The organism is Streptomyces sp. SD15, assembly GCF_054462255.1.
The window spans coordinates 109,017-129,058 of the sequence record NZ_JBTLMO010000024.1 but is presented as its reverse complement, the minus strand read 5'-3'; the positions used below and the strand labels follow the sequence as shown (position 1 = coordinate 129,058).

Here is a 20,042-nt window from a genome sequence, read left to right as displayed (position 1 = left end):
TGTCGGCGCAGGTGAGCGGGGTCTGGTGCGTCGAGCTGCAAGGCGGAGGAGGGCGTCGACGCGATGGGGGTCCCCCCGCTCGAGCGAAGCCGAGAGTGGGGGAGTCGGCAACCGACGACAACGCCGCAGATCGGCGTGCCGGACCCCGCGTCTCCGGCATGATCCGCCGGACAGGCCCTAGGGTTACCGCGTGGCAAGGGTGCGGTTGAGTGTGGCGGAGCGGCAGGAAGAGTTGCTGCGGGCCGCCATTGAGCAGATCGAGGCGCGGGGCGTGGCGGCGGTGCGGATCGCCGACGTGGCCTCGGCGCTCGGGGTGAGCAACGCGTTGGTGCTGTATCACTTCTCGACCAAGGAGAAGCTGGTCGCCGCCGCCTTCACCTACGCGGCCGAGGACGACCTCGCCCATCTGCGCAAGCTGCTCGGCCGTCGTACGTCCGCGTTGCGACGGCTGCGCGCCGCCGTGCGCTGGTACGCGCCGACCGGCCAGGCCAAGGGATGGCGGCTGTGGATCGAGGGCTGGGCGGTGGCCCTGCGCGAGCCGGCCCTGCGGGAGGTCACTCTTGATCTCGACAAGCAGTGGAAGGCCGCGATCATCGAGGTGATCGCGGAGGGAGTGGCCGCCGACGAGTTCCACTGCCCGGACCCCACCGGGACGGCCCTGCGGCTGACGGCGCTGCTCGACGGGCTGGCCGTGCAGATGACCGCCTATACGGGTGCGGTGTCGCGGGCGCAGGCCCACGAGTGGGTGGACGAGGCGCTCGCGCGCGAACTGGGGCTCGAGCGGGAGGCGTTGGCGGCGGCGGTGCGCTGAGGCCCATGCCTCGGCGCACCGCCGGGTCGGCGACTGCGACTGCGACTGCGACTGCGACTGCGACGGACCGTACGCTCCCGACTCAGGCCACCGAATCGATCCGCATCTTGATGTCGTCGGGCGACAGGCTGCCCTTGGCCGCTACATGGTCCCCGGAGGACTCTCCGCGCAGTCGCCGTCCGATCCACGGGACGAGGTACTCGCGCGCCCAGTGGATGTTGTCGCGCCGTACCTCGAGCGTGCCGCGGGGCGGCAGCGGAGGCCAGGCCTGGTCCGGGTCCGCGGGGACTTCGAGGCCGAGGACCTGGCCGGCACGCAGGGCGACCCGGGTATGGCCCTCGGGCGACAGGTGCAGGCGGTCGCCGTCCCAGGCGCGGCGGTCCTGAATCGTCTTCAGGGACCACAGGTCCAGGACCGGACAGCCGTACCGGTCCGCGATGGCCCGGACATGTCCGTTGTACGTGGCGATCTTGCCGCGCAGATGCTTCAGCACGGGGATGCCACGGGTGTCGAAGCCGGTGGTCACCATGACAGTGCCGACGGCGGAGGTGAGGTCGGCGACCGAGCGCTCGAAGCGCTCCGCGACCTCGTCGGGGTCGGTGCCGGGCCGGATGATGTCGTTGCCGCCCGCGCAGAAGGAGACCAGGTCCGGGGCGAGTTCCTTGGCTCGTCGGAGCTGGTCCTCGACGACCTGGTCGAGCAGTTTGCCGCGCACAGCGAGGTTCGTGTAGGTGAAGTCGCCCTCGGGCCGCCGGTCCGCGAGGAGAACCGCGAACCGGTCGGCCCATCCGACAAAGGCCCCGTCGGGGCCGGGGTCGCCCACGCCTTCGGTGAAGCTGTCCCCCACCGCCACGTACGACCCGATCACCGATCTGTTGTCACTCTTCGAATCGTCTGCCACATCGACCCATGATTCACCTTCCGATGTGAGCTACGCGACCGTAGGAAAGGGTTGACGGGTGGTGAGATAAGCCACTCGTAAAGTCTCGGTCTAGCCCGGAATAAGGCCTTCTCAGGAGTGGTTGAACAGCCGCCACACCTGGAAGTCCGTGATCCGGAAGTGACTCCACACGGTCCGGAAAGCGAAGTGGCCACTGGTGTAAGGCGCCGGGTCGCTGTAGTCGAAGACCAGCCGCCCGTTGTTCCACCACTGGACCGTGGAACCGTCCGAGACGATCCGGACGTGGTGCGGCTCGTTGGCCGTGAGCAGCGGCTCCGTGTAGTCGTAGATCAGCGGGCGGACGCCCGCCTGGCCGACGTATCGGCGCAGCCGCGTCGTCGTGTTGGTGTTGGCGCCGTATCCGGCGTAGTACGTCTTGAGGTAGTCGTACTCCGCGAGGGCGCCGCCGCGCGGCGTGGCGAAGAGGTTGTCCGGGGAGCGGACGTCCACGGCGTTCCAGAAGTTGTTGAGGTCGGAGACCCGGTCGTTGACGCCGCCCGCGGACACGGGTGTGGCGGTGTACTCGATGACGTACGGGCCTTCGAGCTTCTTCTTGAACCAGACCGTCGCGCCGCTGGGTACGTCGATCTCGAGGACGCCGCGCGAGGCGCTGACGGTGCCGCCGTCCTGCAGTTCGGTCGCCCACTGGCCCAGGCCGTGCCGGAAGCCGTCGTGGGCGATGAGCCGTCCCCGGCGGTGGCGCGGCGCGGCGCTCGCGGTGGCCGCCGGGGCGAGCACCGCGAGTGCGGTACCGGCGGCCAGGGCTCCGAAGGCTCTGCGGGTTGTCATGAGGTGCTGCCTTCCGGACGAGGGATGGCGGTGAGGGCGGTGTCGGCGACCAGGGTCGGATACGCGGCCGTACCGTCGGCACAGTCGGAGGTGTTCACCTCGCACAGCGCCATGACGCCTTGGGTGATGGAGTCTCCGTAGAAGGCCAACTCAGGCCCCCGTAAAGGACGTTCGGAAAGCAGCCGCGCCTCCTCGTCCAGCCGCAGACCCGTGAGGACGACCCCCGTCTGCAGCGGCGGAGTCCAGCGGTTGGCTCGTGAGAAGACGTCCTTCACGGAGATCTCGGCGGTGTGCGTCCCCCGGCCCGACAGAGCGATGGCGATGTCGGGCCGGTCAACGTCGTACAACCGCTTCGGCCCGCCGTCCACCGACGCATAGATCTGCGCGGGCACGGTGATCGACGAGACGTCGAAGAGGGCGTGCAGCGTGCCGCCGGTGAAGCGGAAACGCAGCCGGGACCCGGAGTTGACGGTGGCGGCGGCCTCGGCGGTACGTCCCCAGTGACCCTCGTACGCGAGACGCCTGTCATCGGGCCGTACGACGTTCGAGTCTCCGGACGCGACAACAGGAGGCGCGCCCACGAACAGCAGAGCGGCGGCTGCGGCTGCGGCTGCGGCTGCGGCTGCGGCTGCGGCTGCGGCTGCGGCTGCGGCTGCGGCTGCGGCGCCCTTGACGGGGGTGCGTCGGTCGACGCCGGGCACGGGAACCTCCGAAGACATAGAAAGCACAGAAAGCGCTTGCGGAGATCACTATGGTGTCGCCGCGGCGCGCCTGTCGATACTCCTATGTCGCCGCCACAAGACCGCAATGCGCCGATCATGAATCAGCAGGGGTCGCAATCTTCCGATCATGGATCCTTCATGGATCACTCCGTGGTCGCCCATGGATCCCTGTCCCGAAACGCCGAAGGCCGGACCCCAGGCATCACGGGGTCCGGCCTTCAGAGGCGAGGAAGGGCGTCAGCCGACGGCGACACCGTGCGAGCGCAGGTACGCGACCGGGTCCAGGTCCGAGCCGTAGTCCGGCGTGGTGCGGATCTCGAAGTGCAGGTGCGGACCGGTGACGTTGCCGGTCGCGCCGGAGAGGCCGATCTGCTGGCCCTCGGTCACGGTCTGGCCCGCCGAGACGGAGAGCGAGGACAGGTGGGCGTACTGCGAGTACTGGCCGTCGGCGTGCTGGATGACGACCTGGTTGCCGTACGCGCCGCCCCAGCCGGCGGAGACGACGGTGCCCGCGGCGATGGACTTGATGGTGGTGCCGGTCGGGACGACGAAGTCCACACCGGTGTGGTAGCCGCTGGACCACATGCTGCCGGCCACCTTGTAGTGGGTGCCGACGGTGGCGCCCTCGACGGGCACGGTGTAGCCGGAGGCGCTCGCGGTGTCGGCGGACCAGGTGGCCGTGGAGGCCGCGGTGCTCGCGGAATCCGTGGAGCCCGTTATATCCGTGATCTGCGTCTTGGGTGCGTTCGCCTTGCCGGCCGACGGCGTGGACGACTTCATGGACGCCTTCGAAGGTGACTTCGCGACACCGGTCGGCGCGGCCTTCTCGCCGATCGTCAGCTTCAGGCCCGGGTGGATCAGCGACGGGTCGCTGCCGATGGCCGTGCGGTTGTCGGAGTAGAGCTGCTTCCAGCCACCACTGACGTCCTGCTCGTCGGCGATCTTCAGGAGATAGTCGCCGGCCTTCACCGCGTAGGTCTTCGCCGCGGCGGTCGCGGACTTCGACGAGTCGGCCGCGGACTTGTCCGAAACCGTCGTGGCCTTCCCCGAAGCCGTCGCGCTCTCCTCCGGAGCCGACGAAACGGCGGTCGCCGGGGTCGCGGCGTGGGCGCCGGCCGCCCCCATCAGCGGCAGCGCGAGCGCGGCGCCACCCGTTCCGGCCACGGCGATCGAGCGGGTGAAACGCTGAGCCTTCGGACGGCGGTGCTTACCCTTCGCGGGCATGACGAATTCCTCTCCGGCGCCTGCGAGGTGAGCTGTCGGGTGCGGGCTGGAGATGCCCGGCCGCGCGACTGCGCGACTGAACCCCTAGCCGTTCCGGAGACCGGAACAGGCGTGGTACCTGCGGGTCCCCCGCTCCTGCCGAGTTCGGGTGAGTGCGGATTCCGGGCGGCGGCAGGATTGGGCGTCCGTCCGGATTGAGGGCGAACGTAAGCGAGATGAGAGCGCGTCGACAACCGTGTGGATCTGCTGTGTGCATACCTTTCTTGATCCATGCCGGAATTCCCGTCACCCTCCGTGAATGGGCGACCTTTCCGCCCCCTCAATACACCCGGAAATTCGGGCCGGTTGAAAAAAAGGGGCTGCAACACATCGTCACGAATATGACGCTGCTCACGCAGGTCGACCCACGATGCTTTATTCCAGGCTCAGTTGGAACTAAGACGCCAATTCGACCAGAACAGTCACATGCGACACAGCCGGACAAATCGCACCAACCTGACCTCGTCGGCCAACCGGCGTCCGCAAAGCGGTAGTTGACGTTCACCAGTGGCTCCAGCACCACCATCGTCAAGGGCGTCTCCCACCCGGGGCGACGCCTGTGGACAACTTCATTGCCCGAGGAACCCATGTCGTATCGTCGGAGGGCGCGCCCCCGTCGACGAGCAGCGCCGACGGCCCAATGGGAGGAGCCCCCGTGACGCAGCAGGTCCCGTCGACCGAGCCCGAGCTGGCCGGAGTGCGCAACTTCCGAGACGTGGGCGGCCTGCCCACCAGGGACGGCCGGCGGGTGCGGTACGGCCGGCTGTTCCGCAGCGGCCATCTCGCGCACGCGACGGAGGAGGACGCCGCGCTCCTCTCCTCTCTCGGACTGCACACGATCTTCGACTTCCGCAATGCCGCGGACCAGAAGCTGGAGGGACCGGACGTCGAGCTGGCGGGTGTACGGAACGTGAATCTTCCGCTGACCGACCCGGCCGACGGCAGCGAGTTCTGGCAGATGGTCCGTGACGGCGACGTCGCCCAGTTGCGCGCACACCTCGGCGACGGCAAGGCGGCCAACCGGATGATCGGTTCCTACCGCACGATCATCAAGGAGCGCACGCCCGAGCACTCCCAGGTGCTGCACTCCCTGGCCGAGGACAGCGTGCCCGCGCTGATGCACTGCGCGGCGGGCAAGGACCGCGCGGGGCTGTCCATAGCGGTGACGCTCCTCGCCCTGGACGTAGAGCGCGACGCCATCGTGACCGACTACCTGGAGTCGAACGCGACGCACCGTCGCTACAGGGTCCGCCGCAGCGGCTCCTCGGAGTCGGCCCGCTCCCCCGAGGTCATGGAGCTGCTCAGCCCGCTGTTCGACGCACGCGCCGAATATCTGACGGCGGCCTTCGACACCATCGAGGAGACCTGGGGCGGCGTGGACACCTACCTGGAGCAGGCGCTGCGCATCACTCCGGAGCTGCGGGAGCGTCTGCGCGAGCGCCTGCTGGACTGAGCCCCAAAGGCCCGTGCTGATCCCCCGTGCTGATCCCCCGGGCCGATCCCCACGGGGGTGACGAAGATCTACTGGTTCTGCGCACCCAGCGTGAAGAGCAGGTAGATGAAGGCCGCGAAGAGGTGGCCCACGGCGACATAGATGATGAGCCGCACCCACAGCGCGCGGGGGAACTTGTCATCCATGGACCGCCGCCTTCCGGGCTCCTGGGGTTCCGCCTGGGGTTCCGTCATGACATCTCTCCCATGGTCGTCGGGTGCCCTGCCGCCGGGCCGAGGCACAGCGCGGCGGTGGGGCTCTGCAGCAAGGTGTGTACGAAGAGCAGCTCGGCCCCCGAGCGATCGGCGGCCGCGAGGCGGTGCGGGGTCAGCGAGTCGAAGTGTGCGCTGTCTCCGGGCGCGAGCACCTGCGCGGTGTCCCCGAGGCGCAGCCGCAGCCGCCCCTGGAGGACGTAGAGCCACTCCTCGCCGGGGTGGACGCGCACCACGTCGCCCTGCGAGCCGTACGGCACGTGCACCCGCAGGGCCTGCATCCCGCGTCCCGGGGCGCCTGCCTGCCAGTACGTCCAGCCGCCCGCCTTGGTCGGCTCCATGTCGGGGGCCCGCACGATCGCGTCCCGCTCGGCGACCGTCTCGCCGAGCAGCGCCGAAACCGTCGTATCGTAGATGCGAGCGAGTGCGAGCAGCATCGGCAGCGAGGGCTGGCGCTGCCCCGTCTCCAACCGGGAGAGGTGGGCGGCCGAGAGCCCGGCGGCACGGGCCGCGGCCTCCAGGGTCAGCGAGGCGCGGCGGCGCACCTCACGCAGCCGCGGTGCGACGGCGGGCAGCACCTCGGCTGTCCCGGACTCGGGCGGCGTTCCGGCCGCCCCCGGCTCTGCAGGGCTCATGTGTCCATTGAGCCGCACCTTTGCCTCATGGGCAAATTTCTTGCCTCTGAGGCAAAGGGCCTCCGATCTTCTGACCTAAAGGCCCTCTGACGCGCCTGGGGCGGGCTCCCGCCAGGAGCCCGCCCCAGGCGCACCCCCTTACCGGATGGCCACCGCCTGCTTCACCAGCGTCTTCCCGAAGTCCCACATCAGCCCGCCTCCGCTGTGTGCGTCGTCCATCACGGCGGTGAAGGCCGCCACGAACCGATCCACGTCCCGCTCGTCGATGATCAGCGGCGGGATCAACTTGATCACCTCCAGATGATCGCCGGAGACCTGGGTGAGGATGTGGTGCCGCTGGAGCAGCGGGACGACGACCATCTGCGCGAACAGCCCCTTGCGCGCGGCCTGCAGCATGGTCCAACGGCTCCGCAGCTTCAGCGACTTGGGCCGCCCGAACTCGATGCCGATCATCAGACCCCGGCCGCGTACGTCGCTCAGCAGCTCATACGTGTCCACGAGCGCCGCGAGCCGGGACTTCAGCCGCTCGCCCGTGACCCGGGCATGGGCCACGATCTGTTCGTTCTCCATCACGGAGAGCACGGCCAGTCCCGCCGCCATGGCCTGCGCGTTCGATCCGAAGCTCGCCGAGTGGACGAGGACCCGGTCGATCGACGAGTAGACCTTCTTGAAGATCCAGTCCTTGCCGAGTGTCGCTCCGACCGGCACATAGCCGCCGGAGAGCGCCTTGGCCACGCACACCAGGTCCGGCTCGACGCCCTCCTCGTGCTGGTAGGCGTAGAAGTCCCCGGTCCGCCCGAGTCCGGTCTGCACCTCGTCCGCGATGAGCAGCGCCTTGTGCTTGTGCAGCAGTTCCTGGGCGGCGCGCAGGTAGCCGGGCGGGCCCTCGTGCACGCCCTTGCCCTGGATGGGCTCGACGATGAGCGCGGCGACGTCGCCCTTCTTCAGCTCCCGTGCCAGGGCGTCGAGATCGCCGAGCGGGACGGCCGTGTCGGGGAGCAGCGGGGCGAAGCCGTCGCGGAACCCGTCCTCACCGTTGACGGAGAGCGAGCCGGTGGTCAGGCCGTGGAAGGCGTGCGAGCAATAGAGGATCCGCGGCTTGCCGGTGGCGTACCGGGCGAACTTCAGCGCGGTCTCCACGGCCTCCGTACCGCTGTTGCCGAAGAACACCCGGTCCAGGTGCGGGCTGTGGGTGAGCAGCTTCTCGGCGAGCAACCCGGGCAGCGGCTGGCAGTCGAAACGGGTGAGGTCGGCGAGCGAGGCGTCCAGGACGTCGTGCAGCGCCTGGCGGACGACGGGGTGATGGCGGCCGAGGCCCATCACCCCGAACCCGGCGAGCATGTCCAGGTAGTCGTTGCCGTCCGCGTCCCAGAAGTGCGCGCCCTCGGCCCGCTCGTACACCTTGTCGAAGCCGATGGTGTGCAGCATGCGCGGGAGCTGGTGGTTCAGGTACTTGGTGTGCAGCTCGTAGCGCTCGGCTCCGCGCTCGGCCAGCAACGCGCCGAGGTCGAACTCCCGCTTCTGAGCAGGATCGGTCATTCCTGTTTCTCCTTGGACAACTCATCCATGGGCAGCTCGTCCCTGAACAGCTCACGCCTGGGCAGCTGATCCTTCGACAGCTGGTCCTTCGACAGCTGGTCCTTGACAGCCAGGCAGGCGCCGATCCGCCCGGCGATCTCGACGGGCGTGAGACCGATATCGGCCAGCACCTCCGCGCGCTTGGCGTGCGCGAGGAACTGCTCCGGGATGCCGAACCTTCTTACGGGCACATCGACTTCGGCGTCCCCCAGCGCCAGCGCGACCGCCGCGCCGACTCCGGCCGCCCGGCTGTTGTCCTCGACGACCGCGACGAGCCGGTGCTCGGCGGCCAGGCCGGGCAGCGCCGGGTCGACGGGTTTGACCCAGCGCGGGTCGACGACGGTGCAGCCGATGCCGCGGGCTTCGAGCAGCTCGGCGGCCTGGAGGCAGACGGGCGCCATGACGCCGACAGCGACGAGCAGCACCTCCGGACGGTCCGCACGGCGCAGCACGTCCAGCCCGCCCACATGGCCGACCGCGGGAATCGCGGGCCCCACCGACTCCTTCGGGAAGCGGACCAGCGTCGGCGCGTCGTCGACGGCGACCGCCTCCCGCAGCTGGGCCCGCAGCTGGTCGGCGTCGCGCGGCGCGGCGATCCTGAGGCCGGGCACGACCTGGAGGATCGACATGTCCCACATGCCGTTGTGCGAGGCCCCGTCGACGCCGGTGACCCCGGCCCGGTCGAGCACGAAGGTCACGCCGCAGCGGTGCAACGCGACGTCCATCAGCAGCTGGTCGAAGGCCCGGTTGAGGAAGGTGGCGTAGACGGCGACGACAGGATGGAGGCCGCCCGTCGCGAGCCCGGCCGCGGACACCGCGGCGTGCTGTTCGGCGATCCCGACGTCCCACACCCGGTCGGGAAACCTCTCGGCGAACTTCCCGAGTCCCACCGGATGCAGCATGGCCGCCGTGATCGCCACGACGTCCTCGCGCTCCTCCCCGATCCTGACGATCTCGTCGCCGAACACCGAGGTCCAGGAAGGCCCGTTGGAGGGTGCGAGGGGCGCGCAGGTGAGCGGGTCCATCACGCCGACCGTGTGGAAGTGGTCCTCCTCGTGCGCGAGCGCGGGCTCGTAACCGCGCCCTTTCTCCGTCAGACAGTGGATGACCACCGGCCCGTGGAAGCGTTTCGCGCGTCGCAGCGCGGACTCCACGGCGCCCACGTCGTGCCCGTCGATCGGCCCGACGTATTTGAGCCCGAGGTCCTCGAACATGCCCTGCGGCGCGAAGGCGTCCTTGAAGCCCTTCTTCGCGCCGTGCAGCGACTCGTAGATCGTGTGTCCCACGACGGGTGTGCGCAGCAGTACGTCCTTGCCCCAGGCGAGGACCTTCTCGTAACTGTCCGTCGTACGAAGGGCCGCGAGGTGGTTGGCGAGGCCGCCGATGGTCGGCGCGTACGAGCGTTCGTTGTCGTTGACGACGATGATCAGCGGGCGGTCCTTGGCGGCGGCGATGTTGTTCAGCGCCTCCCACGCCATGCCGCCGGTCAGCGCGCCGTCGCCGATGACCGCGACGACATGGCCCTTCTCGCCCTGCACCTGACGGGCCTTGGCGAGCCCGTCCGCCCAGCCGAGCGCCGTGGAGGCGTGGCTGTTCTCGATGACGTCGTGCTCGGACTCCTCGCGCGACGGGTAGCCGGACAGGCCTCCCTTGCCGCGCAGCTTGGAGAAGTCCTGACGTCCCGTCAGCAACTTGTGTACGTAGCTCTGGTGGCCGGTGTCCCACAGGATGCGGTCGGCGGGCGATTCCAAGGCTCGGTGGAGTGCGATGGAGAGTTCCACCACCCCCAGATTGGGCCCTAGGTGGCCACCGGTCCTGGCGACCGCATGTACCAGGAACTCCCTTATCTCGTCGGCAAGTTCACCGACTTCCGCCTCGGACAGCGCCTTCAGGTCGCGTGGTCCCCGGATGCTCTCCAGAATCGTCACGCTCGAGCCCCCTCTCGGTCCGTGCTGATCAGCTCACGGTGACGGCGGGTTCTCCGGACCCGACGCCGTCGTTCTCCATCTGCTCGGCGATCTTCATCGCCTCCTCGATGAGGGTCTCCACGATCTTCGACTCGGGTACGGTCTTGATGACCTCGCCCTTGACGAAGATCTGCCCCTTGCCGTTGCCGGAGGCGACCCCCAGGTCCGCCTCCCGCGCTTCGCCGGGGCCGTTGACGACGCAGCCCATGACCGCGACGCGCAACGGGACCTCCATCCCCTCCAGACCGGCCGTGACCTCGTCGGCCAACTTGTAGACATCGACCTGGGCCCGCCCGCAGGACGGGCACGAGACGATCTCCAGGCGCCGTTCCCGAAGCCCGAGGGACTCCAGGATCTGCATGCCGACCTTGCACTCCTCGGCGGGCGGCGCGCTCAGGGAGACCCTGATGGTGTCCCCGATGCCCTCGCTGAGCAGCGCGCCGAAGGCGACAGCCGACTTGATGGTCCCCTGGAAGGCCGGACCGGCCTCCGTCACACCGAGGTGCAGGGGATAGTCGCAAGCGGCCGCCAACTGTCGGTACGCGTTGACCATCACCACCGGGTCGTTGTGCTTCACCGATATCTTGATGTCCCGGAACCCGTGCTCCTCGAAGAGCGACGCCTCCCACAGCGCCGACTCCACGAGCGCCTCGGGCGTCGCCTTCCCGTACTTCTTCAGCAGCCGCTGGTCGAGCGACCCGGCGTTGACACCGATCCGAATCGGTGTGCCGGCGTCCGAGGCCGCCCGCGCGATCTCACGCACCTTGTCGTCGAACTGCTTGATGTTGCCCGGGTTCACCCGCACCGCCGCACAGCCCGCGTCGATGGCGGCGAACACGTACTTCGGCTGGAAGTGGATGTCCGCGATCACCGGGATCTGCGACTTCTCGGCGATGGTGGCGAGGGCGTCCGCGTCGTCCTGCGTGGGGCAGGCGACGCGGACGATCTGGCAGCCGGACGCGGTGAGTTCCGCGATCTGCTGCAACGTGGCGCCGATGTCCGACGTACGCGTCGTCGTCATCGACTGCACCGACACGGGTGCCCCGCCCCCGACCGCCACCGGCCCGACCTGGATCTGCCGCGACAGGCGGCGCTCCGCGATCGGTCGGACCGGCACCTCGGGGAGGCCCAAGGAAACGGCGGTCATGACATCACACCCGGCTTTCCGTGAAGGTCTCGCGGGCTGCGCGCAGCGACTCCTTGAGGGAGCCCAGGGTGGCGAGGACGGCGGTCGGCTCGTAGCCGCAGTGCGCCATGCAGTTCGCGCACCTGTCGTCCTTGCCGCGGCCGTAGGAGTCCCAGTCGGTCTCCTCCAGGAGCTGCCTGTACGTCTGCACGTACCCGTCGCTCATCAGGTAGCAGGGTTTCTGCCAGCCGAAGAGCGAGTAGCTCGGGATCGCCCACGCCGTGCACGGGAAGTCGACCTTGCCTTCCAGGAAGTCCAGGAAGAGCGGGCTCTGGTTGAGCCGCCAGCGGCGCCGGTTGCCGCCCGCGAAGGCCTTCTTGAACAGCTCCCGGGTCTGCTGTACGCCGAGGAAGTGCTCCTGGTCGGGCGCCTTCTCGTAGGCGTAGGCGGGCGAGAGCATCATCTCGTCCACCTTCAGGTCGTCATTGAGGAAGTTGAGCACCTCGATGACCGTCTGCGGGGTGTCGGTGTTGAAGAAGGTCGAGTTGGTGGTGACGCGGAAGCCGCGTCGCTTGGCCTCCTTGATGGCCTCGACCGCCTCGTCGAAGGTGCCTTCCTTGGCCACGGACTCGTCGTGCCGCTCGCGCAGCCCGTCGATGTGCACGGCCCACGCGAAGTACGGCGAGGGCTTGAACTTGTCCATCTTCTTGCGCATCAGCAGCGCGTTGGTGCACAGGAAGACGAACTTCTTCTTTGCCACCAACTGCCGCACGATCTCGTCGATCTGAGGGTGCATCAGCGGCTCACCGCCGGCGATGGACACCATCGGGGCACCGGACTCCAGGACCGCGCCCACGGCCTGCGCCACCGGCATTCGCTGCTTGAGCACACCCGCCGGGTGCTGAATCTTGCCGCAGCCCTCGCACTTGAGGTTGCACGCGAAGAGCGGTTCCAACTCGACCAGCAGCGCGAACTTGTCCCGCTTCCTGAGCTTCTGTTCAAACAGGTATGCAGCGACCTTCATGGTCTGCCGAAGGGGCATGGCCATCTGGCTCACCTCCGAGGGAGCAGCAAAGAACGGTGCCATTCAAAGAAAGCGGGAAGGACGGCACGAAGTACACGGAAAGCCGATATTCCACCGCGCAACGTGCCGATACGGACGAGTTCATGTTCAGGAGCGTCCACGACCACCCGTACGGCCGCAACCGGGCGCTCGCCCGTGCGCACGGCGCTGTGGAGCGTGGCCGCCGACTCCATGTCGACCGCGATTGCGCCGGTCGCGAGCAGATCCGACCGCTCGTGACCGCGGACGACATGGTCGGAGCCGGTGAGCGGCCCCGTGTGGACGGTGCGCCCGGGCACGGCACGCACCAGTTCCTTGACGAGCAGGTCGGTGCCCACGCACGGGGTGGTGCCGCGCGGGTCCCGGGCCTCCTCGGCGACGACGAGGTCGCCGGGGTGCATGCCCGGGGCGAGCCCGGCACAGAAGCCCGTGGCCAGGACGGCGGCCCCGCGCAGTGCCGGGTCGGCGAGTACGCGAGTGAGCGAGCGGTCGGCGGCCTTGGGCCCCATGCCGGTGCGCAGCACGGTGACGGGCCCGCCGGCCCCGGTCCGCTCGCCACTGCGCAGGGCAAGGCGCTCGATGCCGAGCGCACAGGCGATAAGCAGCGGAACCGGGGCGGGCTTGGTGCTCATCAAACCCCCTTGGCCTCGGCGAACGGCTCGCCGTGGACGTACCGGCCGAGCGCGGTGAGCGGGAAGACCTGTCGGTAGAGGTGGTAGTTGATCGAGAAGTCCCACGGGAACCCGGTGCCGGTGAAGTAGGGCTCGTCCCAGGAGCCGTCGGGCAGCTGGGTCCCCGCGAGCCATTCGACCCCGCGCTCGACGGCCTTGGAGTCACGCTCCCCGGCGGCGAGCAGGGCGAGCAGGGCCCACCCGGTCTGCGAGGCCGTCGACGCACCGCGGCCGCTCCACTCGGCGGCCTCGTGGTAGGAGCGCAGGTCCTCGCCCCAGCCGCCGTCGTCGTTCTGGACGGTCTCCAGCCAGCCGACGGCCCGGCGGATCGCCGGATGCGAGGCGGGCAGTCCGGCGGCGACGAGCGCAGGCACCACCGACCCGGTTCCGTAGACGTAGTTGACGCCCCAGCGGCCGAACCAGGACCCGTTCGGCTCCTGATGGGCGAGCAGCCACTCGATGCCCCGGCGGGTGCGCGGATCGTGCGAGAGCCCCTCGACGGCGAGCATCTCGACGACATGCGCGGTGACGTCCGCGGACGGCGGGTCGATGACCTCACCGAAGTCGCAGAAAGGCAGCCGGTTGGGGAAGGCGCTGGTGTTGTCGACGTCGAAGGCGCCCCAGCCACCGTCCTTGGACTGCATACCGAGGTTCCAGCGCACCCCGCGTCCGATGGCGTTCTCCACGCGCTCCGGGTCGTGATGCTGAACGCGGCGCAGTGCCAGGGCGACCTCGGCGGTGTCGTCGATGTCGGGATAGTTGTCGTTGTGGAACTCGAACGCCCAACCACCCGGCGGAAGGTGGGGACGCTTCACGGCCCAGTCACCGGGCCGGACGATCTCCTCGCCGAGCATCCAGTCCGCGGCCTTCACCAGCTGCGGGTGGTCGACGGGAAGACCCGCGTCGGCGAGCGCGATGGTCGCCAGACAGGTGTCCCAGACGGGTGACTGGCAGGCCTCGATCATCCGGGCCCCGTCCTCGCGCCACACGGTGAAGCGGTCCAGGGACTCCAACCCCGCCCGCATCACCGGGTGTTCGAGGTCGTAGCCGAGCAGGTGCAGCGCGATGACCGAATACACCGCGGGCGGCTGAATCCCGCCCCAGCAGCCGTCGTTCTCCTGCCGTTCGATGATCCAGCGCGCCGCCGCGTTCATCGCGGCCCTGCGCAGTCGGCGCGGGGCGACCTTCCGGTACTGGTGCAACGCCTTGTCGAGACGCTGGAAGGCCCCGTCCCAACTGGCCGCGGGTGCCAGCGGCTTGACCGGGTTGGGGTGGCGGGCGTCGGTGTGCAGCTCGTCGAGCGGGAAGGGCGCGGGCCGCACCGGACGCTTCGCCGACACGATGGTCAGCGGCACGATCGTCTGCCGCGCCCAGCACCCGAAGTCGTAGATGTTCAGCGGCATCCACTTCGGGAAGTAGATGAGCTCCGGCGGGAGTTCGGGCAGGTCGTCCCACTTCCACCAGCCGAACAGGGCGAGCCAGATCCTGGTGAAGACACGGGCCGAGGCGATACCGCCCCGCTCGCGGATCCACGCGGACGCCTTCTCCATGTGCGGCTCGTCCGGAGTGTCCCCGGCCAGCCGCAGGGCGACATACGCTTCGATGGTGGTGGAGAGTTCGCCGGGGCCGCCGTAGAACGTGGCCCAGGTGCCGTCCTCGCGCTGCTCGCCGCGGATGAACAGGCCGGCGGCGCGGGTGGTCATCTCGTCGCGGATACCCAGGAACTGACGGAGGAGCAGGTCCTCGGCGTCCATCGTGACGTTCGTCGCGAGGTCGCCCTTCCACCAGCCCTGGGCGTCCTGCCGTGACAGCAGGAAATCGGTGGCGCGCTGTATGGCGTGCGTGGCGACGTCTCGGGTCTCGACTGTCCCGGTCGCCACGGGAGTCGTCAGTGTCTGTGTTTCGCTGGCCGAGGCAGCGCGGGGCGGTAGGGCCCCGGTGCTTCCGTCGGTCGTCGCTGTCATGGCTTCCCCTTCGTGCAGTGAAACGTCTGCTGTGGGTCCGCCGTCGGCCGGTGCGTCGCTCTCCCGCGGCACCGGCCGGCGACTACGCGAGGTCTATTCGACCGATAGTGATCATCTCTTTCGTACGACGACGAAGTCGGCGAGCGCCACGAGCTGGGCCCGCACCTGCGCGGGCATCTCGACGGCGTCCAGGGCTTCGATGGCGATGGTGTGCTGGCGGCGCGCCTCCTGGGCGGTCCATTCGCGGCCGCCCGCCTCCTCGATGAGCGCGGCCCGCGCGGCGAACTCCTCCTCGGAGAAGTTCTCGAAGTCGCTGGCCTTGGCATCCTCGGCGAGCAGCTCGCCGAGCCGCTCGGAGGCGGGGCCGCTCGCGGCGAGCGCCGCCACGACCGGCAGGGACTTCTTGCGCTGGCGCAGATCGCTCCAGGTCTGCTTGCCGGTGGCTTCCGGGTCGCCCCAGATGCCGAGGAGGTCGTCGACGGCCTGGAAGGCGAGGCCGAGGTGGTAGCCGTACTTCTCCAGCGTGTCGGCGGTGTGGTCGTCGGCGCCGCCGAGGACCGCGCCGATGGAACAGGCGCAGGCGAGCAGGGCGCCGGTCTTGTTGCCCTCCATCTCCAGACACTCCTCGACGCTGACGCGGTCGCGGTGCTCGTAGGAGATGTCCTGCGCCTGGCCGTCGATGAGCGCGCGGGTCGCGCTGGTCAGGCGCCGGGTGGCGCGGCCTGCCTCGACGGTGCCGAGTTCGAGGAGGATCTCGTTGGCCAGCGCGAACAGGGCGTCGCCGACGAGGATCGCCTGGGCGGGGCCGTGCACCTTCCAGACGGTGTCGCGGTGGCGGCGCTGTTCGTCGCCGTCCATCAGGTCGTCGTGCAGCAGTGAGAAGTTGTGCACCAGTTCAACGGCGACCGCACCCGGCACGCCCACCTCGGGGGCGGCGCCGGCGGCCTGCGCGGACAGGACGGCGAGCGCGGGGCGTACGGCCTTGCCGCCGTCGCCGTCCGCGGGGTTGCCCTTGGCGTCGATCCAGCCGAAGTGGTAGGCGGCGACGGTGTCCATGGGCGATGCCAGGCGGTCGACGGCCGCCCGCAGCACCGGTGTGGCCAGGGTCCGGCCGCGCTCCAGGAGCGCGGACACGTCCACCGCGTCGGCAGCCGTTTCGGCCGGGGGCACAGTGGGCACAGTCTCTCCTCTTGTTGCGGTACCGGGGGTGCGGGGGTCCGCCGCGCGCTGATTGAGCATCAGGCCGCCTCTTCCACTTCGAAGAGGTGATCGCGGGGCCGGCCCAGGGCACTGAGCGCGGCTCCCGCCGCGCTCACACCACTGCGGACCGCACTCTCCATGGTCGCGGGCCACCCTGTGGCGGTCCACGCTCCGGCCAGATACAGGCCGGGAGCCTTGGTGCGGGCGCCGGGCCGCAGCCGCCCGACACCTGGGGTGGGAGCGAACGTCGCCGTACGCTCCCGGGTCACGAAGAAGTCCTTCACTTCCGCACCGCGCGCGGCGGGCAGCAGCCGCTCCAGCTCCGGCAGATAGCGCTCGCGCAAGCCGGACACGGGCTCGTCGATCTCGTCCTGTGCGGCCGACTGCGAGAGGGCCAGATACTGCCCCTCCCGCAGCCCGGACGCCTCGGTGCGGTCGAAGACCCACTGCACCGGGGAGCCGAGGGTCGCGAAGAACGGGCGCGCGAGCACCTTGCGGTCGTAGACGACATGGATGTTGAGGATCGGCGCGGTGCCGATCTCCAGGAGCCGCTCGGGGGCGTCGAGCGCCCCCTCGGGCAGCAGATCGTGGGCCTCGCGCTGGGGTACGGCGAGCACCACCGTGTCCGCGTCGAGCGTTTCGCCGGGAACCTGAACGCTCCAACGCCCGTTCTCGTTGAGGGAGATGGAGGTGACGCGTGTACGGACTTCGGTACGGACGCCCGCGGAGTCGAGCGCCTTGCGGGCCAGGGTGTCGTGCAGTTCGCCCAGCGGGACGCGTGCCCAGCCGATGTCGGCCGCGCCCGGGTCGGACAGCAGACCGGTCTTGAACACCATCGCGGCGAGCGCCAGCGACGAGTCGCCGGCCACCGCGTTGAGGGTGGCGACCCCCACCAGGTCCCACAGTGCCTCGACGGCGCGCTTCGACTGACCGTGCTCGGCGAGCCAATCGCCGAAGTTCTGTGCGTCGAGCGCCGGATCGGCGAGGTCCAGGCCTTTGAGCGCCAGTGCGGCACGCCCGACTTTGGCGCGCTCGGCGAGCGACAGATGCTGATACGTCGCGAGGCTGCGCGCCAGATGCAGCGGTACCGGCAGCGTGCCACGACCGATTCTGCCGAGCCGTCGTCCCGGCTTGCCCTCGGCGTCGAGAACGGGCACGTCGAGACGATCCTGCAGGGGCGCGAGCGAGGCCGCGTCGATACGGTCGAGGAACCACCGGTAGGCGGTGCAGCAGCGCAGATACACATGCTGGCCGTTGTCCACGGTCAGTTCGCCGCGCTGGAAGGAGAAGGCGAGCCCGCCGAGGCGCGGCCTGCCTTCGAGCAGCGTCACACGCACCCCGGCATCGGCCAGCGCGAGCGCGGCGGTGATCCCGGCGAGCCCGCCGCCGATCACCACCGCAGCCGCCCCACCAGGGCGGCCGGTGTGCGTGGACCGCATGGCGTCGCTCATCGTGCACCCTCCCCCGAGGCCCTGCCGCAGTGATCGAACGGCGCACGGCACGCCATCGCAGTCAGGGACGCCACCCGGCTCCGGAAGGTTGCCTGCCGTTTTTCGCCGATGGAATCACTTTGGCCCATATTGTCCATCAGGTGCGCCTCCTGACAGTACGGCGAGACACATGCCGGGCATCCAGGCCGGACAGCCCGCGCACGGCGACGTACGCCTTCTCGCGGCCCGGCAGCGAGACGCGACCGCGCAGCACGGCTTCCGGCTCGCGCTCGATGCGGTCGAGGAGCCGCCGGTAGATGCCGGCCATGGCCGCGACACAGGCGCCACTGCGCCGGTCCAGCATGGGCAGCAGTCGGTAGCCCTCCGCGAAAAGAGTGCGGGCCCGTCGCACTTCGAAGTGCACGAGACCCGCGAAGTCGGAGCCCTCCGGTGGCTTCGGCCCGTTGAACCCGGCCGAGCAGCCGAATTTCGCGAGGTCGTCGGCGGGCAGATAGGTGCGCCCGCCCACGGCGTCCTCACGGACGTCCCGCAGGATGTTGGTGAGTTGCAGCGCGAGCCCGAGCGTGTCGGCATACTCCGGCGCGCGCTCGGCGCCGCGAGCCCCCGGCTCCGTGCCGAACACACCGAGCGAGAGCCGCCCGATCGCCCCGGCCACACACCGGCAGTAGACCTTCAGGTCGTCCCAGGTCTCGTACGTCTCACCGCGTACGTCCATCAGCACGCCGTCGATGAGTTCGTCGAGACCTCCCAGCGGCACCGGGAAGTACTCGGCGGTATGGCTGAGGGCGACCGCGACCGGGTCGGTGTCGTCCTCGTCGACGGCGCCCGCGCGCACCCGGGCGAGCAGCGCCCGGGTGTCCTCGAGACGGGCCGCCTTCACGTCCGGTGCCAGCGCGCCGTCGCCGATGTCGTCGACACGCCGCGAGAACGCGTAGAGCGCCGACATCGCGCGACGCTTGGGCGTCGGCAGAAGTCTGATGCCGTACGCGAAATTTCGGGCCTGCTGACCGGTCACTGCCTCGCAGTAGCTGTAAGCGGCGAGTACCGGTGCGGACACGTGTTGTTCCGACTCCACGGTCCGGATCACCCCTCTCCTCGCAGAGTCACTCCCACCTCGCGCAGCAACTGGAGCTTGCCGGGCTTGGGCGGGCCGGGAAGTACGTCATATTCGGCGGCGGCAATCGCACGGATTGCCGCCCTTCCCCCCGCAACGAACCCCGCGAGCAGCAGCTTCAGCCTGCCGTGGACGCTACCCACGAGGGGGGTGCCTTCATTCAGGAGGTGCACAGCGCGTTCTGCTTCGTATGCAACCAGTGCGCGCACCGATGCGCCTGCCGTGGCCGTGGCGAGATCCGCCTCTTGGACATGAAAGCGCTTCATGTCCACGGCGGGCAGGTAGACGCGGTCGCGGCCGAGGTCCTCGGCGACGTCCTGGAGGTGCTCGACGATCTGCAGCGCGGTGCACACCGCGTCGGAGCGGCGCACCCGCTCGGGCGTCGAGGTTCCGGTGACGGAGAGCACGAGGCGGCCGACGGGGTTGGCCGACAGCTCGCAGTACGCCAGGAGGTCGTCGTAGGTCTCGTACCGCTTCACGAGCTGGTCCTGGCGGTTGGCCGCGATCAGGCCCAGGAAGGGTTCGGGGGTGAGGTCCGCGCGGCGAACCGTGGGCTGCAGTCGGCGCAGCAGCGGGTGGCGCGGCGTCGAGTCGAACACGCGGTGCAGGTCGGCCTCGAAGGCATCGAGCAGAACGAGGCGGTCCTCGGCCTCCTCGGGCGACAGGCCGAGCAGGCGGGCGTCCGCGCCACTCGGGGCGAGGTCCCCGTCACCGATGTCGTCGACGAGGCGGGCGAAGCCGTACACGGCCATCAGGTCGTCGCGCCAGGCCTTGGGCAGGAAGAACGGCGCCACGGGGAAGTTCTCGTCCGCAGCCTTGTCGAGGGTGTCGCGCTCAGGATCTCCGGTGCGCGCCGTCCCGGCATCGGTCACCGCTCGCCGCCCCGCGCGAGGACGGCACACGCATCGCGGAGCTGGAGAGATTCCGTAGCCATTGCCGTCACATCTCCCGTTCTACACTGCTGATCCAATACTGCCCATTTCGGACACGCCGCCCGGAGGTCCACGCAGCGCGCGGTGCCGGGTGTCGCGCATTATCGCCCTA

19 protein-coding genes and 1 riboswitch are annotated in these 20,042 nt (G+C 69.5%); of the genes, 2 read left to right on the top strand and 17 right to left on the bottom strand.

Annotation, left to right across the window (positions count from 1 at the left end; genetic code table 11):
* Positions 1-190: 190 nt before the first annotated feature.
* Positions 191-811, top strand: a complete 621-nt coding sequence (locus tag ACX28W_RS24070; RefSeq protein WP_459001350.1) for a TetR/AcrR family transcriptional regulator — start codon at positions 191-193, stop codon at positions 809-811.
* Between the two features lie 82 nt (positions 812-893).
* Here the strand turns inward: ACX28W_RS24070 and ACX28W_RS24065 are convergent, their stop codons facing one another.
* The 4 genes from ACX28W_RS24065 to ACX28W_RS24050 form a co-directional block, all read right to left on the bottom strand.
* A complete protein-coding gene (locus ACX28W_RS24065; protein WP_459001363.1) occupies positions 894-1,679 on the bottom strand; it encodes an SGNH/GDSL hydrolase family protein in 786 nt (261 codons plus the stop codon).
* 144 nt (positions 1,680-1,823) lie between these two features.
* The gene (locus ACX28W_RS24060; RefSeq protein ID WP_459001349.1) at positions 1,824-2,540 is read right to left on the bottom strand and encodes a DUF6250 domain-containing protein; all 717 of its coding nucleotides are present in this window, start codon (positions 2,538-2,540) and stop codon (positions 1,824-1,826) included.
* On the bottom strand, positions 2,537-3,259 hold the full coding sequence (locus tag ACX28W_RS24055) for a hypothetical protein (protein ID WP_459001347.1): 723 nt from the start codon (positions 3,257-3,259) through the stop codon (positions 2,537-2,539). Before ACX28W_RS24055 ends, ACX28W_RS24060 begins: the two co-directional genes overlap by 4 nt.
* 240 nt (positions 3,260-3,499) lie before the next feature.
* Positions 3,500-4,486 carry a M23 family metallopeptidase gene (locus tag ACX28W_RS24050; protein WP_459001345.1) on the bottom strand — a complete coding sequence of 329 codons (987 nt, stop codon included), beginning with the start codon at positions 4,484-4,486 and terminating at the stop codon, positions 3,500-3,502.
* Positions 4,487-4,490: 4 nt separating this feature from the next.
* A riboswitch (cyclic di-AMP (ydaO/yuaA leader) is annotated at positions 4,491-4,647 on the bottom strand.
* Positions 4,648-5,180: 533 nt separating this feature from the next.
* Here ACX28W_RS24050 and ACX28W_RS24045 point away from each other — a divergent pair.
* Positions 5,181-5,978 (top strand): tyrosine-protein phosphatase, encoded by a 798-nt coding sequence (locus ACX28W_RS24045; protein WP_459001343.1) that lies wholly within the window; start codon positions 5,181-5,183, stop codon positions 5,976-5,978.
* Positions 5,979-6,046: 68 nt separating this feature from the next.
* On the opposite strand, the gene ACX28W_RS24040 is transcribed toward ACX28W_RS24045, so the two are convergent.
* The 13 genes from ACX28W_RS24040 to hpnC form a co-directional block, all read right to left on the bottom strand.
* Entirely contained in the window at positions 6,047-6,163 is a 117-nt protein-coding gene (locus ACX28W_RS24040; RefSeq protein ID WP_362066177.1) for a DUF6126 family protein, read from the bottom strand.
* A 44-nt stretch (positions 6,164-6,207) separates the two neighbouring features.
* Positions 6,208-6,864, bottom strand: coding sequence for a helix-turn-helix domain-containing protein (locus ACX28W_RS24035; RefSeq protein WP_459001342.1), 657 nt, complete (start codon positions 6,862-6,864; stop codon positions 6,208-6,210).
* Positions 6,865-7,002: 138 nt separating this feature from the next.
* Positions 7,003-8,403 carry an aspartate aminotransferase family protein gene (locus tag ACX28W_RS24030; RefSeq protein WP_459001341.1) on the bottom strand — a complete coding sequence of 467 codons (1,401 nt, stop codon included), beginning with the start codon at positions 8,401-8,403 and terminating at the stop codon, positions 7,003-7,005.
* A complete protein-coding gene (dxs, locus tag ACX28W_RS24025) occupies positions 8,400-10,370 on the bottom strand; it encodes a 1-deoxy-D-xylulose-5-phosphate synthase (RefSeq protein WP_459001340.1) in 1,971 nt (656 codons plus the stop codon). Before dxs ends, ACX28W_RS24030 begins: the two co-directional genes overlap by 4 nt.
* A 28-nt stretch (positions 10,371-10,398) precedes the next feature.
* On the bottom strand, positions 10,399-11,556 hold the full coding sequence (gene ispG, locus ACX28W_RS24020) for a flavodoxin-dependent (E)-4-hydroxy-3-methylbut-2-enyl-diphosphate synthase (RefSeq protein WP_459001339.1): 1,158 nt from the start codon (positions 11,554-11,556) through the stop codon (positions 10,399-10,401).
* Positions 11,557-11,560: 4 nt separating this feature from the next.
* Positions 11,561-12,583 carry an adenosyl-hopene transferase HpnH gene (gene hpnH / locus ACX28W_RS24015; RefSeq protein ID WP_459001337.1) on the bottom strand — a complete coding sequence of 341 codons (1,023 nt, stop codon included), beginning with the start codon at positions 12,581-12,583 and terminating at the stop codon, positions 11,561-11,563.
* A 5-nt stretch (positions 12,584-12,588) separates the two neighbouring features.
* Positions 12,589-13,230 (bottom strand): phosphorylase family protein, encoded by a 642-nt coding sequence (locus tag ACX28W_RS24010; RefSeq protein WP_362065970.1) that lies wholly within the window; start codon positions 13,228-13,230, stop codon positions 12,589-12,591.
* Positions 13,230-15,233 carry a squalene--hopene cyclase gene (gene shc, locus ACX28W_RS24005; RefSeq protein WP_459001336.1) on the bottom strand — a complete coding sequence of 668 codons (2,004 nt, stop codon included), beginning with the start codon at positions 15,231-15,233 and terminating at the stop codon, positions 13,230-13,232. The genes ACX28W_RS24010 and shc overlap by 1 nt, the downstream gene beginning before the upstream one ends.
* 111 nt (positions 15,234-15,344) lie before the next feature.
* Complete coding sequence (locus tag ACX28W_RS24000) at positions 15,345-16,472, bottom strand: polyprenyl synthetase family protein (RefSeq protein WP_459001335.1); 1,128 nt, start codon at positions 16,470-16,472, stop codon at positions 15,345-15,347.
* Positions 16,472-17,884: a hydroxysqualene dehydroxylase HpnE gene (gene hpnE, locus ACX28W_RS23995; protein WP_459001334.1), complete on the bottom strand. Its 1,413-nt coding sequence runs from the start codon at positions 17,882-17,884 to the stop codon at positions 16,472-16,474. The genes ACX28W_RS24000 and hpnE overlap by 1 nt, the downstream gene beginning before the upstream one ends.
* Positions 17,881-18,012 (bottom strand): DUF6380 family protein, encoded by a 132-nt coding sequence (locus ACX28W_RS23990; protein WP_459001361.1) that lies wholly within the window; start codon positions 18,010-18,012, stop codon positions 17,881-17,883. The genes hpnE and ACX28W_RS23990 overlap by 4 nt, the downstream gene beginning before the upstream one ends.
* A gap of 8 nt (positions 18,013-18,020) precedes the next feature.
* Positions 18,021-18,971, bottom strand: a complete 951-nt coding sequence (hpnD, locus tag ACX28W_RS23985; protein WP_362065962.1) for a presqualene diphosphate synthase HpnD — start codon at positions 18,969-18,971, stop codon at positions 18,021-18,023.
* Entirely contained in the window at positions 18,968-19,870 is a 903-nt protein-coding gene (hpnC, locus tag ACX28W_RS23980) for a squalene synthase HpnC (protein ID WP_459001333.1), read from the bottom strand. Before hpnC ends, hpnD begins: the two co-directional genes overlap by 4 nt.
* Positions 19,871-20,042: the final 172 nt, after the last annotated feature.

Coding starts and splice junctions, on each gene's coding strand:
- ACX28W_RS24060 (WP_459001349.1), bottom strand. CDS start 2,540: ATGACAACCCGCAGAGCCTTCGGAGCCCTGGCCGCCGGTACCGCACTC.
- ACX28W_RS24055 (WP_459001347.1), bottom strand. CDS start 3,259: ATGTCTTCGGAGGTTCCCGTGCCCGGCGTCGACCGACGCACCCCCGTC.
- ACX28W_RS24050 (WP_459001345.1), bottom strand. CDS start 4,486: ATGCCCGCGAAGGGTAAGCACCGCCGTCCGAAGGCTCAGCGTTTCACC.
- ACX28W_RS24040 (WP_362066177.1), bottom strand. CDS start 6,163: ATGGATGACAAGTTCCCCCGCGCGCTGTGGGTGCGGCTCATCATCTAT.
- ACX28W_RS24035 (WP_459001342.1), bottom strand. CDS start 6,864: ATGAGCCCTGCAGAGCCGGGGGCGGCCGGAACGCCGCCCGAGTCCGGG.
- ACX28W_RS24030 (WP_459001341.1), bottom strand. CDS start 8,403: ATGACCGATCCTGCTCAGAAGCGGGAGTTCGACCTCGGCGCGTTGCTG.
- ispG (WP_459001339.1), bottom strand. CDS start 11,556: ATGACCGCCGTTTCCTTGGGCCTCCCCGAGGTGCCGGTCCGACCGATC.
- hpnH (WP_459001337.1), bottom strand. CDS start 12,583: ATGGCCATGCCCCTTCGGCAGACCATGAAGGTCGCTGCATACCTGTTT.
- ACX28W_RS24010 (WP_362065970.1), bottom strand. CDS start 13,230: ATGAGCACCAAGCCCGCCCCGGTTCCGCTGCTTATCGCCTGTGCGCTC.
- shc (WP_459001336.1), bottom strand. CDS start 15,233: ATGACAGCGACGACCGACGGAAGCACCGGGGCCCTACCGCCCCGCGCT.
- ACX28W_RS24000 (WP_459001335.1), bottom strand. CDS start 16,472: ATGCTCAATCAGCGCGCGGCGGACCCCCGCACCCCCGGTACCGCAACA.
- hpnE (WP_459001334.1), bottom strand. CDS start 17,884: ATGAGCGACGCCATGCGGTCCACGCACACCGGCCGCCCTGGTGGGGCG.
- ACX28W_RS23990 (WP_459001361.1), bottom strand. CDS start 18,012: ATGGGCCAAAGTGATTCCATCGGCGAAAAACGGCAGGCAACCTTCCGG.